Annotated in this window: 16 protein-coding genes; 9 read left to right on the top strand and 7 right to left on the bottom strand. The window is 65.1% G+C overall.

Features of this window, described 5'->3' with window-relative positions; translation table 11 throughout:
• Positions 1 to 8 precede the first annotated feature (8 nt).
• The 7 genes from iscU to iscX all read left to right on the top strand — a co-directional run bounded on the left by iscU (position 9) and on the right by iscX (position 4,515).
• Complete coding sequence (gene iscU, locus FB598_RS04355; RefSeq protein WP_141913147.1) at positions 9 to 410, top strand: Fe-S cluster assembly scaffold IscU; 402 nt, start codon at positions 9 to 11, stop codon at positions 408 to 410.
• Between the two features lie 67 nt (positions 411 to 477).
• The gene (iscA, locus tag FB598_RS04360) at positions 478 to 801 is read left to right on the top strand and encodes an iron-sulfur cluster assembly protein IscA (RefSeq protein WP_141913148.1); all 324 of its coding nucleotides are present in this window, start codon (positions 478 to 480) and stop codon (positions 799 to 801) included.
• Between the two features lie 86 nt (positions 802 to 887).
• Positions 888 to 1,403, top strand: coding sequence for a Fe-S protein assembly co-chaperone HscB (gene hscB, locus FB598_RS04365; protein ID WP_141913149.1), 516 nt, complete (start codon positions 888 to 890; stop codon positions 1,401 to 1,403).
• Positions 1,404 to 1,423: 20 nt separating this feature from the next.
• Positions 1,424 to 2,047, top strand: a complete 624-nt coding sequence (locus FB598_RS04370; RefSeq protein WP_141913150.1) for a LysE family translocator — start codon at positions 1,424 to 1,426, stop codon at positions 2,045 to 2,047.
• Between the two features lie 18 nt (positions 2,048 to 2,065).
• Positions 2,066 to 3,931: a Fe-S protein assembly chaperone HscA gene (gene hscA / locus FB598_RS04375; protein WP_141913151.1), complete on the top strand. Its 1,866-nt coding sequence runs from the start codon at positions 2,066 to 2,068 to the stop codon at positions 3,929 to 3,931.
• 34 nt (positions 3,932 to 3,965) lie between these two features.
• On the top strand, positions 3,966 to 4,304 hold the full coding sequence (fdx, locus tag FB598_RS04380) for an ISC system 2Fe-2S type ferredoxin (RefSeq protein WP_141913152.1): 339 nt from the start codon (positions 3,966 to 3,968) through the stop codon (positions 4,302 to 4,304).
• Between the two features lie 16 nt (positions 4,305 to 4,320).
• Positions 4,321 to 4,515 (top strand): Fe-S cluster assembly protein IscX, encoded by a 195-nt coding sequence (iscX, locus tag FB598_RS04385; protein WP_141913153.1) that lies wholly within the window; start codon positions 4,321 to 4,323, stop codon positions 4,513 to 4,515.
• Positions 4,516 to 4,601: 86 nt separating this feature from the next.
• On the opposite strand, the gene FB598_RS04390 is transcribed toward iscX, so the two are convergent.
• From FB598_RS04390 to FB598_RS04420, 7 genes are all read right to left on the bottom strand, one after another.
• The gene (locus FB598_RS04390) at positions 4,602 to 5,915 is read right to left on the bottom strand and encodes a DUF1501 domain-containing protein (protein WP_141913154.1); all 1,314 of its coding nucleotides are present in this window, start codon (positions 5,913 to 5,915) and stop codon (positions 4,602 to 4,604) included.
• Between the two features lie 7 nt (positions 5,916 to 5,922).
• Positions 5,923 to 7,425 (bottom strand): DUF1800 domain-containing protein, encoded by a 1,503-nt coding sequence (locus FB598_RS04395; RefSeq protein WP_183405814.1) that lies wholly within the window; start codon positions 7,423 to 7,425, stop codon positions 5,923 to 5,925.
• A 271-nt stretch (positions 7,426 to 7,696) separates the two neighbouring features.
• The gene (locus FB598_RS04400; protein ID WP_141913156.1) at positions 7,697 to 8,275 is read right to left on the bottom strand and encodes a hypothetical protein; all 579 of its coding nucleotides are present in this window, start codon (positions 8,273 to 8,275) and stop codon (positions 7,697 to 7,699) included.
• Complete coding sequence (locus FB598_RS04405) at positions 8,262 to 10,835, bottom strand: fimbria/pilus outer membrane usher protein (RefSeq protein ID WP_255515724.1); 2,574 nt, start codon at positions 10,833 to 10,835, stop codon at positions 8,262 to 8,264. Before FB598_RS04405 ends, FB598_RS04400 begins: the two co-directional genes overlap by 14 nt.
• A 10-nt stretch (positions 10,836 to 10,845) precedes the next feature.
• Entirely contained in the window at positions 10,846 to 11,577 is a 732-nt protein-coding gene (locus tag FB598_RS04410; protein WP_221292363.1) for a fimbria/pilus chaperone family protein, read from the bottom strand.
• A 150-nt stretch (positions 11,578 to 11,727) separates the two neighbouring features.
• Positions 11,728 to 12,411: a DUF1120 domain-containing protein gene (locus FB598_RS04415; protein ID WP_141913158.1), complete on the bottom strand. Its 684-nt coding sequence runs from the start codon at positions 12,409 to 12,411 to the stop codon at positions 11,728 to 11,730.
• Positions 12,412 to 12,455: 44 nt separating this feature from the next.
• Complete coding sequence (locus FB598_RS04420; RefSeq protein WP_141913159.1) at positions 12,456 to 13,115, bottom strand: DUF1120 domain-containing protein; 660 nt, start codon at positions 13,113 to 13,115, stop codon at positions 12,456 to 12,458.
• A gap of 229 nt (positions 13,116 to 13,344) precedes the next feature.
• Between FB598_RS04420 and FB598_RS04425 the strand changes: the two genes are divergently transcribed.
• Together FB598_RS04425 and FB598_RS04430 are read left to right on the top strand one after the other, a co-directional pair.
• Entirely contained in the window at positions 13,345 to 14,604 is a 1,260-nt protein-coding gene (locus tag FB598_RS04425) for an EAL domain-containing protein (protein ID WP_141913160.1), read from the top strand.
• Between the two features lie 179 nt (positions 14,605 to 14,783).
• Positions 14,784 to 15,476: a response regulator transcription factor gene (locus FB598_RS04430; protein ID WP_141913161.1), complete on the top strand. Its 693-nt coding sequence runs from the start codon at positions 14,784 to 14,786 to the stop codon at positions 15,474 to 15,476.
• Positions 15,477 to 15,492: the final 16 nt, after the last annotated feature.

The following is a 15,492-nucleotide window of genomic DNA, read 5'->3' on the forward strand; positions in this document are numbered from 1 at the left end:
GCAACAACATGTCTTATTCCGAAAAAGTACTCGACCACTACGAGAACCCGCGCAACGTCGGCGCCTTTGAAAAGGGCGACGAAACGGTTGGCACCGGCATGGTTGGCGCGCCGGCCTGCGGCGACGTGATGAAGCTGCAGATCAAGGTGGGCGCCGACGGCGTGATCCAGGACGCCAAGTTCAAGACCTACGGCTGCGGCTCGGCGATCGCTTCGTCGTCGCTGGTGACCGAATGGGTCAAGGGCAAGACGCTGGACCAGGCGCTGTCGATCAAGAACACCCAGATCGCCGAAGAGCTGGCATTGCCGCCGGTGAAGATCCACTGCTCGATCCTGGCCGAAGACGCGATCAAGGCCGCCGTGCAGGACTACAAGGCCAAGCACGGCGTCGAACAGAAAGCCGCGGCCTGAGGCAGGACTTGCTCAGGACGGGGTCTTGGGCATTGGGAGCATCTTTGACAGCAGCAAGGCAGGCATCATGGCAATCACATTGACAGAGAAGGCAGCAAAACACATCAGCCGGTACATGGAGCGCCGCGGCAAAGGCATCGGCCTGCGCCTGGGCGTGCGCACCACCGGCTGTTCCGGTTTGGCGTACAAGCTGGAATATGTGGACGAGCAGGTGGCGGAAGACGCCGTGTTCGAATCGCACGGCATCCGCGTTTTCGTCGATCCCAAGAGCCTGCCCTACATTGACGGCACCGAGCTGGACTTCGCCCGCGAAGGTTTGAACGAAGGCTTCAAATTCCAGAACCCGAACGTGAAGGACGAATGCGGCTGCGGCGAAAGCTTCCGCATCTGATGCCCGTCTTCGCGTCGGGCGGCATTCCTCGCAGTCGTTGATGAGCCAAGCCTGTTGAAGTCCGACAGGCTTTTTATTTTTCAGCCATGCAAAACCATTTCGACCTGTTCCAGTTACCGCAGCGCTTCGCCGTCGACATCAAGGCGCTGGAGCAGGCGTACCACCAGGTGCAGGGCCGGGCGCATCCGGACAAGTTCGCGCACGCCAGCGACGCCGAGAAGCGCGTGGCGATGCAATGGGCCATCCGCGCCAACGAGGCCTACCAGACCCTGAAAAGCCCGCTGCGCCGCGCGCGCTACCTGTGCGAACTCAACGGCGTGGATTTACAGACCGAATCGAACACTTCGATGGCGCCGGCCTTCCTGATGCAGCAGATGGAATGGCGCGAGACCCTGGACGATGCCAAGGCCGGCAAGGACATCGACGCGCTGGAGCGGCTCAACAGCGAGCTGACGGCCGAAAAGAAGGCCGAGGTGGCGCGCATCGAAAAGCTGCTGGATGCAGGCGACTACACCCAGGCCGCGCAACTGGTGCGCCAGTTGATGTTCCTCGACAAGTTCGGCGGCGAGATCGGCGACGCATTCGCCCTGATCGAAGGCTGAGGCCAAAGAGCGGAGACGACATGCCCGATATCTTCCTGTTCCTGCTGGCCGCCATGACGCTGACCCTGGCGCCGGGGCCGGACAACATCTACGTGCTCACGCGCGGCATCGCGCAAGGAAAGAAGGCCGGGCTGGTGGCGGCGGCCGGGTTCTCTTCCGGGCTGATTTTCCATACCTTGCTGGCGGTGCTGGGTTTCGCCGCCGTGATCAAGGCGTATCCGCCGGCCTACCACGCGCTACAATACGCGGGCGCGGCCTACCTGGCCTACCTCGGTTACCGCACGCTGCGCTCGGCCTCGGCCGGCATCGCGCTGGCCTCGGAAGAGGGCGCGCCGGGCGTGCCGCTCAAGCGCATCTACTGGCAAAGCGTGCTGGCCAACATGCTCAACCCCAAGGTCACGCTGTTCTTCATCGCCTTCCTGCCGCAGTTCGTGCATGCCGAAGCCGGCCGCGTGCCGCTGCAGATGCTGCTGCTGGCGCTGGTGTTCATCGCCCAGGCCTTTGTCATCTTCAGCGCCATTGCGCTGTTTTCCGGCGCAGTGGGCGCTTACTTCCGCCGCCGCGCTTCCGCTTCCGTCCATCTGAACCGCCTCGCAGGCTGCGCCTTCATCGGCCTCGGCATCCGGATGGCTTTACCTGAATAACGAACCGATCCAACCCTTATGGCCTTACTCCAGATTTCAGAACCGGGCATGTCCACCGCGCCGCACCAGCGACGCCTGGCGGTGGGCATCGACCTGGGCACCACCAATTCGCTGGTGGCTACCGTGCGCAACAGCATTCCCGAAGTACTGGCCGACGACGAAGGCCGCGTGCTGCTGCCCTCGGTGGTGCGCTACCTGCCCAACGGCCACGCCAACATCGGTTACAAGGCGCAAGCCGCGCAGACCACCGATCCGCGCAACACCATCGTCTCGGTCAAGCGTTTCATGGGCCGCGGCCTGAAAGACATCGCCCACGCCGAGAACATGCCCTACGACTTCCAGGATGCGCCGGGCATGGTGCAGATCAAGACCGTGGCCGGCGTGAAGAGCCCGGTGGAAATCTCGGCGCAGATCCTGGCGACGCTGCGCCAGACCGCCGAAGACGCGCTCGGCGACGACCTGGTCGGCGCCGTGATCACCGTGCCGGCGTATTTCGACGACGCCCAGCGCCAGGCCACCAAGGACGCCGCGCAACTGGCCGGCATCAACGTGCTGCGCCTGTTGAACGAGCCGACCGCCGCCGCCATCGCCTACGGCCTGGACAACAATTCCGAAGGCATCTTCGCCGTCTACGACCTGGGCGGCGGCACCTTCGACATCTCCATCCTCAAGCTGACCCGCGGCGTGTTCGAAGTGCTGGCCACCGGCGGCGACTCGGCCCTGGGCGGCGACGACTTCGACCATCGCCTGTTCTGCTGGATCAGCCAGGAGGCGCAACTGCAGCCGCTGTCGGATGAAGATACGCGGCTGCTGATGGTCAAGGCGCGCGAAGTCAAGGAACTGCTCTCGACCAAGGCCGAAGTGCATATCGACGCCGCGCTGAAGTCGGGCGAGCAGGTGCACCTGTCGATCACCGCCGATCAATTCGCGGAGATGACCCAGCATCTGGTGGCCAAGACCATCACGCCGATGCGCAAGGCATTGCGCGACGCCGGCCTGAGCGTGGAAGACGTCGACGGCGTGGTGCTGGTCGGCGGCGCCACCCGCATGCCGACCATTCGCCGCGCGGTGGGCGAGTTCTTCAAGACCAACCCGCTGTCCAACATCGACCCCGACAAGGTGGTGGCGCTGGGCGCGGCGGTGCAGGCCAACCTGTTGGCCGGCAACCGCGCGCCGGGCGACGACTGGCTGCTGCTGGACGTGATCCCGCTGTCGCTGGGCATCGAGACCATGGGCGGCCTGGCCGAGAAGGTCATCCCGCGCAACTCCACCATCCCCTGCGCGCGCGCGCAGGAGTTCACCACCTTCAAGGATGGCCAGACCGCGATGGCGATCCACGTGGTGCAGGGCGAGCGCGAACTGGTGGCTGACTGCCGTTCGCTGGCGCGCTTCGAGCTGCGCGGCATCCCGCCGATGGCGGCCGGCGCGGCGCGCATCCGCGTGACCTACCAGGTCGATGCCGACGGCCTGTTGGCGGTGTCGGCGCGCGAAATCACCTCGGGCGTGGAAGCGTCGATCAGCGTCAAGCCGTCCTACGGCCTGGCCGACGACGAGATCGCGCGCATGCTGCAGGAATCCTTCAGCTCGGCCGACGAGGACATGCAGCGCCGCGCGCTGCGCGAAGAGCAGGTCGAGGCCGAACGCATTGTGCTGGCGACACAGTCGGCGCTCAATGTCGACAGCGCCTTGCTGAGCGAGCAGGAGCGCGCCGCCATCGAGCAGCAGCTGGCGGCCGTGACCGCCGCCGCGCAAGGCAGCGACCACCTCGCCATCAAGGCGGCGGTCGACGCGCTGGCGCACGGCACCGAAGAGTTCGCGGCGCGCCGCATGGACCGCAGCGTGCATGCCGCGCTGGCCGGCAAGAAGCTCGACGAAGTCGCGTAATTTAACCGAATACCGCATACCCGAAAGTCATCCCATGCCTCAGATCGTCATCCTCCCCCATCCGGTACTGTGCCCCCAAGGCTCGGTGATCGACGCCCCGGCCGGCAAGACCCTGTGCGACGCGCTGCTCGACAGCGACATCGACATCGAGCACGCCTGCGAAAAATCCTGTGCCTGTACCACTTGCCACGTGGTGATCCGCGAGGGCTTCGACACCCTCAACGACCCTTCCGACAAGGAAGAGGATCTGCTGGACATGGCCTGGGGCCTGGAAGCGACTTCCCGCCTGTCGTGCCAGGTGGTGCTGGGCGAGGATGACCTGACCGTCGAAATCCCCAAGTACACGATCAACCACGCTTCCGAAAACCACTGATCCGGGGGAACCGCACATGAAATGGACTGACACCCAGCTGATCGCCGAGGAACTGTACGACAAGTTTCCCGACATCGACCCCAAGACCATCCGCTTCACCGACCTGCATCGCTGGGTGATGGAGCTGGACGGTTTCGACGACGACCCGAACCGCTCGGGTGAGCGCATCCTGGAGGCGATCCAGGCGGCGTGGATCGAAGAGGCGGAATAAGTCTTTGGCAGTGGCAGCAAAAATGCCGTTCGGTGCAAACCTGAACGGCATTTTTTATGGGCGGGGAGAGGGCCATCCTCCCATCGTCATATCAACAGATCCGGCACCCCATGTCCGCCGGCCGCATATTGCGGAAAGATCTTTTCCAGTTCCTGATCCCTGATGCGCATATGGCGCTCCGCCACCGACGACAGCACCGCGCGGAAATCGGTGGTGATGGCCAGGTCGCGGCCTTCGTTGAGGGCGGCCTGGTTCAGCCCCGGCCATTGCCCGTGGATTTTGCCGCCCCGCACATTGCCGCCCAGCAGCCACATGGCGTTGCCATGCCCGTGGTCGGTGCCGCCGTTGCCGTTCTCGCGGAAGGTGCGGCCGAATTCGGACAGCACCACGACCACCGTATCGTTGAACGCCGGCCCCAGTTCGCGCGCCAGCGTCGCCAGGCCGGCGGCCAGCGGCGCCAGCCGCCCCGCCAGTTGGCCGGCGCCGTTGCCCTGGTTGATGTGCGTGTCCCAGCCGCCCACGGCCAGGAAGGACAGGCGGATGCGCGGGTCGTTGCGCATCAGGCGGCCCAGGCGCGCGGTATCGAGCGACAGGCCGTCTGGCAGCGGCGCGCCGTTGTTGGCCATCTGCTGTTCCTGGCTGTTGATGTCGGCCATCAGTTCGCGACGCGCCGCGATGCCGTCGCGGTAGGCGCGGGCAATCGGGTCGTCGCCGGCATACAGCGGCGCGAAGGCCTGCATCATGCGCGGCTGGTCGATCAGGCTGGGGCGGGCGGCGGCGCGGCCGGTCTGGAGGTTGGCCACGACGTTGCTGCCGCTCATGATGCGCGGCGTGGCGTCGCCCATCGCCAGCGCCTGCAGTGGCGATTCCGACGGCGGCAGGTAGCCCATCAGGCGGTTCATCCAGCCGTCGCGCGTATTGTGCTGGCCGGGCGTGCCGGTTTCCATGTAGTCCTGCGCCTCGAAGTGCGAACGCGATGCATCCGGCGAGCCGGAGGCGTGGACGAAGGCCAGTTGGCCGCTTTCCCAGTAAGGCATCAGCGGCTGCAGCGCCGGGTGCAGGCCGAAGTAGCCGCTCAGGTCGATGGCGCCGTTGGCCTGGCCGGGGCGCGCCACGGCGATGGTCGGACGGGCCCGGTAATACTCGGGATCGCCATGCGGCACCACCACATTCAAGCCGTCGACGGCGCCGCGCAGGAACACCACCACCATGCGCGGCGCGCCATCGCCAGCGGCGTGCGCACGCGGCCTGGGCGAACCGTAGGCGAGCTTGGCCGGCCCGGCCCGGCTGATGCTGTGGTCGCCGATGGGCGCCACGGCGCAACCGGACAGGCCGACCGGCAGCAGGATGGCGCCGCCGCTTGCGGCGCCGAGATAGCGGATGAAGTCACGGCGGTTCATATTGGTCCTAGCGTTTCATGAAGTCGGGACTGCCCAGAATCAGTCCGGCCTGCAGGTTGGGCGATGCGGCGTTGATCTTCTGAACGCTGTCCGGTGCAATGGCCGGCCCCAGTGTGGCCAGCAATTGTTGCGGGTCGGTCGGGCGGGCGTCGGCATTGGCGGGCGGCGGCGCACCTTCGGCGCGGGCGATGGGCGATTTGCCGTTCACCAGGCCGCCGGCGAAATTGATCCGGCGCAGCAGCGCGTCGGGATTGAGCCAGGCCGCTTGGGAATACTTGTAGCCCTCGGGCGTGAGCCAGCCGTACAGCGGCATGCCGAACTGGCCCAGCGCGCCGTTGACCGGCCTGGGGTTGATCACCGGCGTGGCGCTGGCGCGCAGGGCCGAGACCACGAACTGGTAGGGCGTCTTGAATTGCGTCTGGTAATTGGCGCGCGACCAGAACTGCGGGCTGTCGAACAGGGTTTGCAGCACCGCGCGGATATCGCCGTGCGTGGCCAGGAAGGTCTGCGACAGTTTTTGCACCAGTGCCGGATCGGGCTGGTCGGCGACGAAATACTGCGCCAGCTGGGTGGCGATGAAGCGTGCCGTCGACGGATGGCTGGCGAGGATGTCGAGTGCGGCCTCGCCCTCCTGGTAGCCGCGGGCCGCGAGCGGCTTGCCGAGGAACACCTTGGGGGCGGCATCGTGGCGCGCGGCGTCGAAGGAAAAGGGCGCGGCGCCGCCTTTCATGGCGTTGACGTCGATGGTCCAGCCCGACAGGATGCGCGCCAGCGTGATGACGTCGGCTTGCCGATAGCCGCCGTCCACGCCCAGCGTATGCAGCTCCATCAGCTCGCGCGCGTAGTTTTCATTGAGCCCCTTGAAGCGGCCGCGCGCGCCCGGCGTGCCGACGCCGCTGGAAAGCCAGTTGTCGAGGTAGTACAGCATCGCCGGATGATGCGCCACGGCGCCCAGCAGATCGCGGAAATTGCCCAGCGCATAAGGGCGGATGGCGTTTTTTTCATAGTCGCCGACCCAGTAGCGCACCCATTCCTTGCCTTCGAAGACGTTGAAGTGATTGGCCCAGAATTCGGTCATCACCTCTTCCAGCTGGCGCGGGCTTTCGGTGGCTTGCAGCAGGCGCGCCAGGTGGAATTGCGGCGTCAGTTCGCGCGCGGCGCGCTGGCGGGCGGCTTGTTTTTCTTCTTTCGATGCGTTCTTGTCGAACGAGGGCGGGCCATAGTCGACGAACAATTGCGCCGGCGTCATCTGCAGGGCCGGCAGCGCGGCCAGCCGGGCCTGCAGGTCTGGCGGCAGCGGGATGCGCTCGGGATGCAGTTGCAATTCGATGTAGCGCCTGGCGCCCATTTTCTCGACCTGTTCCAGCTCGCCCGGACGCGGCCCGTAGGCCAGGCGGTCGAGCACATGCAAGGCCTGCTCCCGCGGCGACAGCTCGGCGCCGGTCGCCGAGGCGGCACAGCATGCGAGCAATACCAGCAGGCAGCGTTGGCGCAGGGTAGCCGGCGACATGGCCGGGCGGAGGGCTTGGCGAAACGGGCGCATGAATGGACGCATGAATGGTTGCATCAATGGACGCATAAATCGGCCTCGATAATGGATGTTGGCCTGTCGGAAACTTTCAACGGGGATGCCTCGTCCCGACGGACTGAAATGGCGCATGACTCGTTCCATAACGCCGCGTGCCCGATTAAGGTTGGCAGAATCCGGCAGCGTTACACGGCGTTACAAAGCTGATGCGGTTGTCAGGAATGGAGGCGGGGAGGGTAGAGGGAAAATGACGTCAATGCTCGACCAGCTCGAAACTGCCATCGCCGCGCAATACCGTGCGGTCGTTGATGCGGCTGGCGGTGGTCGAGATGCCGGCATCGATGTCGATTTGCAGTTGCAGCGAGCTGCCCCGGACCGGCACGTCGTTGATGATGGGCACCGCGCCGGTGTTGGGCGACAGCACCAGGCTATCGGCCTGGGTCTCGGGCGGCTGGCCCGGCACCAGGACGCTGCCCAGCCCGACCGCACGGCCGTCCAGCCGGGCATTGAGTACGCGCAGGGTGAACGCGCCGCCATTGCCGAGCCGGTAGGCGTGGGCGTCGGTGTCGGCGGCGCTGCCGCGGAAGAACAGCGTCATCAGCGTTGGCACCCTGCAGGTGGCGGTGAGCGTCACGCTTTGCCGCCCCAGGCTCATCATCAGCGGCGAGACTTGTCTTTTCAGCAGCTCCGCGCGCGTGGTGGCGCCATAGTCCACGCTGGGGTTGCTGATCAGCATCTGGCAGTTGTCGGCGCCGCTGGCATAGGCCGCTGGCGCGGCCAGCAGGATGGCCGCCAGCGTGGCCAGCGCAGAGACAAGATCAGACCGGCGCATAGGGAAGTCCTTTCGGTTGCGCGTGCAAGTCGGGCCGGCATATCGCATCGGCCGTCTCGTAGAACATATTGGGATCGGCGGCTGATGGCAAGCTGTATTGGAGCACGCAACTCTTCTCGTCCGGCAGGGTAACGCGCAGCGGCCCGCTTGGCGTACCGTTGAGCAGGAACACCTGGCCATCGTCGACCACGGTGGTCACGAACTGGTTATCGTCATCGAGCACGAAAGCGCCCTTGGGCAAGGGCTGGCCATCGGGCGACCTGGCGTTGAGCAGGATGCGCCTGACCTTGAGCACATCGAAGTCGATATGGCTGACCGAGCCCCGGCCCGGGTCGAGCAGCTTGAGCCCATTCCTGATGTCGACGTTGCGGGGCAGGCTCTTGGTGGCGATTTCCAGCCGGGTGCTGGCGTAGGGCGGCAACTGCGAAACCACGGCCTGGCCTTTCCAGTCGGTCCAGACGGGGCCATAGGGCGTGCTGACCTTGACGCCGGCGACATCGCCTACCCGCAGGATGCCGAAGGTGTCCTGCACCGCGTAGGGCGACAGCGTCAAGCCGCCCTGGTGCAGCACCATCGCGCCGCGCAGCCCGCCGTTGTAGGCGGTGCTGCCCGATCCGTAGCGCGCGTAGCCGAGGTTGACCTGGGCATAGCGCGGCAGCATCGAGACCTGGGTCGACAGGTCGTGGTTCTTGGTCTCCTGGTTGCGTTCGGCGGCGACGGTGTAGTTGACGTAGTCGTTGAACAGCTCGTTATACGACGCGCCCAGGCGCTGGTAGCCGCTGCTGTTGTTGACGTAGGTGCGCACGTTGCGCCTGCCCAGCGGGATGCTGACGGTGAGGTAGAAAGCGTTGGCGTTGCCTCCCAGCGCGCCGGTGCCGCCCATCTGGTGCTCGATGTTCAGGTTGACGCTGACGGTATCGAAGTTGCGTCCCCACGAGGCCATGACGCGCTGGGTGTTTTGCCCGTAGAACTGGGTCGACCGGGAGTAGGAGACATTGAAGCCGCCCAGGAGCGTATTGCTCCAGCTGAGCGAGGCCGTGTACTGGGCGCGGTAGCGCGCGTATTGCGTGGTGGGCGTCTGGTCCGGCGTGAGCAGCAATTGCTCGGCCAGCTCCTTTTGCTGGTCGATGGTGGTGTCGCTGAGGTCGCGATAGCCCAGGGTCTGTTGCGTGGTGGACAGGCCCAGCGAGGTGTTTTGCGCCAGGATGCTGCTGCTGGCGAGGGTGAACTGGGTGCCGCGTTCGCCCTCGCGGGGCGCGCGCGAGAGCTTGTGCTGAATGCTCAGGTTATTGTCGCCGATGCGGGTGTCGGCGCCCCAGCTTGCGGCCTGGTAGCCGGTGGCGCCCATCAGGCCGGCGCTGAGCGTGCTGTTGCGCCCCAGCGGCCAGCCGCCTGCGGCGGTGGCGACCCAGGGTTGCCGGCCGGTAGAGTTGCCCAGCGAGCGCAGCTTGCCGAGCGCGAAGGAATAGCCGCGCTGCATGCCCAGGTTGCCGCCGTGCAGCGAGGCCGCCGGCACCGTGAAGCGGCGTTGCGCGCCGTTGGCTTCGGTTAGGGTGACCTCCAGGTCGCTGGTGCCGTTGAGCAGCGGCAGGTCGGCCAGCGCGAAGGGGCCGCTGGGCACCACCGTCGAGTAGATCAATGCGTTGTTCTGGCGCACCTCGATCCGCGCCTGGGTCTGCGCGATGCCTTCGACCATCACGTTGTTGATCGAGCCGGACGACAACGCGGTCTCCGGCACGATCTGCAGCCCGGTGATGGGGCCGGCGGCGAAAGCGGTATTGAGGATGTTGACCTGGCCGCCCTGGAAGATGGCTTTGTAGTCCACCAGCGTGTGCTGCGCATAGGCGTACAAGTGCTGGCGCTGCGAGGACTGGTCTTGCCGCGCATACATGGTGCGCCCACGCACGATCCAGTCGCGCGCGTTGAAGCCGTATTCCAGGTTGGCGCTGAGGAACTGGCTGGAGCTGCTGCCGAACTGGCTGCGCGAGCTCACGATGTCATAGTTGAGCAGGGCGGCGCTGCCGCCGGTGGCGAAGCCGGAAAAATCGCTTTCATTGGGCCGTATCGCATCGGTCGGCACCACCAGCGCGACTTCTTCCTTGCCCGGCCTGAGTTCGATCCCGGTCTGCGGATAGGCGGCCATGAAGTCGTAGCATGGCCCGGTTGCCGCCGCGGGAACCGGCAGGGTGTTTTCCGGCGTCTTCAGGCCACCCTTGTTGAGCAGGTTGCGGTCGAAGCAGAGTTCGCCCTTGTCGTCGAAGCGCGCATCGATGCGCCCGCGCGGCTGTCCGTTGACGAACAGCGTGACGATGTTGATGCCGGGGCGGAAGCGGGCGGCGTCCTTGAAGTATTCGGCGATTTGCGGGTCGATGCCGCGCTCGCGCAGCATGTCCAGGTCGAACCCGGCCGGCAGTTGCGCCCATGCCGGGAGCGCCGCGGCCAGGCCGCCGAGCGCGAGCAGGAGACGGAGGCAGCATGGCGACAGGCGCGGCGCGACTGTCCCTCCGGTATGCCGTTGCCGCGTACCGGAAGAAGACAGGCCGTTGTCCGCGGTCGCCACCCGTGAGGGCTCAGGGTTTGGCCAGCGGCGCGTCGAAAGTGTCGACGGAGAAGCCGTACACCGTCGCCGGCGACAGGCGCACCGCCGTCGTGCCCGCCGCGTTGCCCTTGATCTGGCCGCTCAGTTTTTCTCCCGGCAAGATATAGGTGCGGCTCATGTCGACTTCGGTCATGGACGGCAGCAGCGCCACCGCCTGGGCGAAGCGCACCACATAGGCGCTGTCGTTGCGCATCACCAGCGAATCGCCGCTGATGGACCAGCTCAGCAGCTTCCAGGGTTCGCGGTTCAGGGGCAGGTTCTTGGGATGGATGATCAGCGGCAGGTTCTGGCGCACGTTCATGGTCACCTTGACGCCGCCATCGGGACCTTTCTGCGGGATGCCCTCGAAAATGACGCGCTTGAGGCGCTGCGTCTTGAGCGGTTCCTTCAGTTGCAGGATGAAGCGCACCAGTTGCGTCTGCTCCGCTTCCACCCGGGCCACCGGCGGGGAAACCACCAGCAGCGACTCCTGGTCTTCCGGCAGGTTCTGGATGGAGGTGTAGAGCAGGGTGGCGGCGGCGTCGGTATTCTTGACGTTCATGCTGGCTTCGCCGTCGGCTTCGTTGACGATGACCACCGATGTTTCCGGCAGCATGCCGCTGGCGCGGGCGCCGGGCGCGGCAGCGCAGGCCGCTGCCAGAAGCGCCAGGCATGCCAGCCCGCGCATGTGTTTTTGCTGCATGGTTAAAGTTAAAGCGTACATCCCGTTTCCCCTCCCCCGATAACGAAACTGTCTGTCTTTTTATCATCGCCGATCACGTCCGGCGGCAAGCGATCGAACAACAGGCGGTTTATGGCTGTTTTAGCCGTTTCGCGCCGCTCCGGTTTTTTTGCCGTGCCCGGCCAGCCGGCGCTACAGGTAATGCAGCTCCAGCGTGGCCGAACCGTCGAGCGGGATGTCCTGGCCCAGCGGCAGGTTTTCCGCTTTGTTGACATAGGGATGCACGGACAGCCGGCCCGATATCGCCTTGTAGGCGTCGACCGCGCCGTTGTCGGCTCCCCATGAGAAACGCAGCCGTTTGGAGACGGCCCCGTTGCCGGCATCGTTCCAGATATTGCCATCGGATGAGGACATCAGCTTCACCGGCCGGTAGTCGCCGGTATAGGTATTGGGCATGAGGCGGATGGAATAGCCGCCGATGTTGCGGCCGGCGACCTTGCCCAGGCCGAAGTTGTAGTCGTCGCCCAGCGCGCCGTCGCCCGAGCCGGCGGCAACGATGCCGGATACCAGCGAGGCGCTGCGGTTGTCGATGGCCCTGATGCTGAATTTGGCGGCGGCGTCGCAGTTGATGGAAAAGGTCATGCTTATGACCGGCAGCGCCGTGACCTGGCCCTGGCGCAGGATATTGGCATTCATGGCGCCATAGTCGGCCACGCCGCCGTTGGACAGCGTCGGCGTGCAGGCGGCCGGCGTCAGCGTGACCATGACTTCCAGCGGCGCCATGCTGGCTGCGCCGCTGCCGCCGGCATGGGCCAATCCCGCGCAAAGCAGCATCAGGCGCAGCAGCGGACGGGAACGCAAGGGGAAGGTTGGCATGGTGGTATCGAGGACGGAACAGCGGTGGCAGGGACGGTTCGATTTCAGAGGTAGACCAGCTCGAAAGTGGCCGACCCGTCCAGGGGGATTTCGTCTGCCAGGCCGCCATTGCGGGCGTCGATGACGGGCTGGATGCTCAGCGTGGCGTCCATTTGCTGCATCTTTGCCGGGATGTTCCGTTGACCTGCGGCCCAGGTGTAGAGCGTGTCCTGCAGCAGCATGCCGTCGGTGCGCGCCGTCCAGGCGCCGCTTGCGGCGTTGCCCGGCGCACTCATTTGCAGGTTGGGAGAGGCGGCATCGCCGCGCGGCTCGAAACGCAGCACATAGCCGCCGACGCGCAGGCCTTGTTCGTTTTTCAGTCCGAAATAACGCCCGTCGCGCAGCATGCTGGGGCGGGCCGAGGTCTTGACCATGCCCTCGGTTGCCGTCAGCGGGCGGTTATCTACCAGGCGCAGCGCCACGCTGGCGGGAATGCCGCAAGACACTTGCAGGCCGACCGACCTGGCAGGCAGCAAAGTCGGCGCGTGCGGCGAGAGCGCGCCGGAAGGGATGGCGCCGTAGTCGATCACGCCGCCGCCGATGAAATTGGGCACACAGGCATTGGGCACGATGCGGCCGGTGACGCGCAATTGCGCCGTCGTCCCGGCGAGAACCGCGGCAGGGACGGCGAGTGCCCAGAATATGCAGAAAATCCATCTTTTCATGATCGATGGGGGGATGGGAGATTGGTCTGTTCGATTCTAATGCAGTCCGTCGGCGACGGTGGGGAATATCGCCATCGTTTGCATGGCCGTGGCGAAACCGGATTGCATCGTATTTTGATAATTCTTCGGGAGGCATTCCAGACGATTCTTATTTGAGGCGATGTGCCGCGGGCACAGAATCGCAGGTTGGGGCATGACCGGTAACGGCGCTGAAACAACCTGAAACATCATGAAATCGATCTCGGACTTATCCATCCTGGTGGTGGAGGATGAGCCGCTGCAAAGGGCGGTTCTGGCGGGCAATCTCAAGCGCATGGGGGCGCAAAAGGTATTGGAAGCCGCCGATGGCCGGGAGGCGATCCGGCTCATGGAGGAGCATGGGGTCGACCTGATTTTCTGCGACATCGGCATGCCCAACATGGACGGCCCGCAATTCATCGTCCGCCATGTGGAGCAGGCGCGCAACCGGCCAGGGCCGCCGCGGCAGTTCCCGATGCTGGTGTGGGTGAGCGTGCTAGGCGCGGGCATGCTGGATTCGCATATCAGGTTGGCCAGGAACGCCGGTTTTGCGGCCGTGGAGGCCTTGCCTAAGCCGCTGTCCAATATCGCCCTGTGCTATGTGGTCGAGCTGGCGATTGCCTTGGGCAAGCCGCGCCGCCAGCGCCGCGCCGGCGCCGAAGATGCATTGCGCAATATCAGCGACGACGATCTGCTCAGGGCCATCTGCGATGTCGACGAATTCGATGTGTGGTATTGCCCGCAGATCTCGCCGGAGAGTTTGCGTATGGGCGCGGCCGCGGCCGAAGTGCGCTGGAACCATCCCAGATTCCGCAAACTGCGCTCGGAGCAATTCACGGCCTTGATCGAGCAGCAGGGGCTGGGACTGGTGTTGTTTTACCGCACCGTCAACCATGTGCTGCGGGTGCAGCAAAAACTGAAGGCTGCCGGCCACTGCCTGCCGTTGAGCATCAAGGCCTCCGCCCAGACGCTGCAGACGCCGGAAATCGTGGACTATCTCGCCGACCGGGTGAGGCAGCATCAGTTGAGCCCGGAACAGGTCTCCATCGTCCTGACGGAAGTCGGCGCGCCGGTACTGCCGGTGCCATTGTCGGCCTCGCTCAACCGCTTGCGCATCAAGGGATTCGGCCTGTCGCTCAACGGCTTTGGGGCGGGCAGCGCCAATATCAGCATGCTTGCCGAGGCGCCGTTCACCGGCATCCATATCGATGGCGGCCTGATCGGGCAACTGCTGCGCCATGAGCTTTCGCGCAGCATGGTCGACAGCATCTTCGACATCGGAAGGCGCCTGGGGCTGGGAGTCGTCGCCTGCGGCGTGGACGACCCGGAAACATCCGAAGCCTTGCGCAAAATGGGATGCCGCATGATGCAGGGCGATGTCGCGCCGTCGATGAAGGCGGCCGACTTCCTGCGCGCCATACGCGGCGGCATGCACGCGCCATCTTGCGATGCCGGGCCGGCGCCTGCCTGAAGCCGGGGAAATCATGGCCTTATTCGCCCGTTTGACGCGAAGCGCTATTGGTACACTTGGAGCGGGATCAACCGCGGCCATCCGGCGCGCGGCGCATGGGACGGCATTCGCTGCTGGGGGAAGGGGCGGAGCCGGGACGCCGCGGCTGCCGGGGCCATCAGCCAAAAAAGGAATCCATGATGACATGGTCATCTGTATCGACGGTTCGCATCGCCTTGCTGGACGACCACGCAGTGGTCCGCTACGGGCTGGCGGGCCGCCTGTCCGAAGAGCCGGACTTTCAGGTCGTGGGCTCGTTTGCGACCAGCAAGGAGATGATGGCCGCCTTGCGCACCACGCCGGCCGATCTGCTGGTGATCGATTATGCCCTGGGGGTCAACGATATCGACGGCCTGAACCTGATCCGCGCCTTGAAGGTGCGTTTTCCGGACAGCAAGATCCTGGTTTCTTCCTCCCATTACAACCCCGCCACGGTAGCCTTGGCCATGAAGGCCGGCGCCCGCGGTTTTGTCGGCAAGTCGCAGGAGCTCTCGGAACTGATACAGGCGATACGCACCGTCTCCCTTGGCCGTGTCCACCTCAACAACAACATGGCAGCCGAATTGTCGTCGATGCTGTCGGCCGAACCGGGGACGGGCGGCCGGGAAGGGGAAGCGGTATCGGATTCCCTTTCCGAAAACTCGGAGCTGTCGCCGCGTGAGCGCGAGGTGCTGCGTTGCTGCCTGGATGGCATGACGGTGACGCAGATAGCGGAAAAGTTCGCGCGCAGCGTCAAGACCATCAGCGGCCAGAAGCAGTCGGCATTTCGCAAGCTTGGCGTCCGCAACGACAGCGAGCTGTTCAAGATCCAGCATCAGCTGGAAGACCTCTGAGACCAAGAGACCGAGA

The organism is Herbaspirillum sp. SJZ106 (genome assembly GCF_006715495.1).
GTDB lineage: Bacteria > Pseudomonadota > Gammaproteobacteria > Burkholderiales > Burkholderiaceae_D > Herbaspirillum.

Coding starts and splice junctions, on each gene's coding strand:
- FB598_RS04430 (WP_141913161.1), top strand. CDS start 14,784: ATGACATGGTCATCTGTATCGACGGTTCGCATCGCCTTGCTGGACGAC.
- iscU (WP_141913147.1), top strand. CDS start 9: ATGTCTTATTCCGAAAAAGTACTCGACCACTACGAGAACCCGCGCAAC.
- FB598_RS04425 (WP_141913160.1), top strand. CDS start 13,345: ATGAAATCGATCTCGGACTTATCCATCCTGGTGGTGGAGGATGAGCCG.
- iscX (WP_141913153.1), top strand. CDS start 4,321: ATGAAATGGACTGACACCCAGCTGATCGCCGAGGAACTGTACGACAAG.
- FB598_RS04415 (WP_141913158.1), bottom strand. CDS start 12,411: ATGCCAACCTTCCCCTTGCGTTCCCGTCCGCTGCTGCGCCTGATGCTG.
- FB598_RS04370 (WP_141913150.1), top strand. CDS start 1,424: ATGCCCGATATCTTCCTGTTCCTGCTGGCCGCCATGACGCTGACCCTG.
- FB598_RS04400 (WP_141913156.1), bottom strand. CDS start 8,275: ATGCGCCGGTCTGATCTTGTCTCTGCGCTGGCCACGCTGGCGGCCATC.
- FB598_RS04410 (WP_221292363.1), bottom strand. CDS start 11,577: ATGTACGCTTTAACTTTAACCATGCAGCAAAAACACATGCGCGGGCTG.
- FB598_RS04395 (WP_183405814.1), bottom strand. CDS start 7,425: ATGTCGCCGGCTACCCTGCGCCAACGCTGCCTGCTGGTATTGCTCGCA.
- FB598_RS04390 (WP_141913154.1), bottom strand. CDS start 5,915: ATGAACCGCCGTGACTTCATCCGCTATCTCGGCGCCGCAAGCGGCGGC.
- hscA (WP_141913151.1), top strand. CDS start 2,066: ATGGCCTTACTCCAGATTTCAGAACCGGGCATGTCCACCGCGCCGCAC.
- iscA (WP_141913148.1), top strand. CDS start 478: ATGGCAATCACATTGACAGAGAAGGCAGCAAAACACATCAGCCGGTAC.
- fdx (WP_141913152.1), top strand. CDS start 3,966: ATGCCTCAGATCGTCATCCTCCCCCATCCGGTACTGTGCCCCCAAGGC.
- FB598_RS04420 (WP_141913159.1), bottom strand. CDS start 13,115: ATGAAAAGATGGATTTTCTGCATATTCTGGGCACTCGCCGTCCCTGCC.
- hscB (WP_141913149.1), top strand. CDS start 888: ATGCAAAACCATTTCGACCTGTTCCAGTTACCGCAGCGCTTCGCCGTC.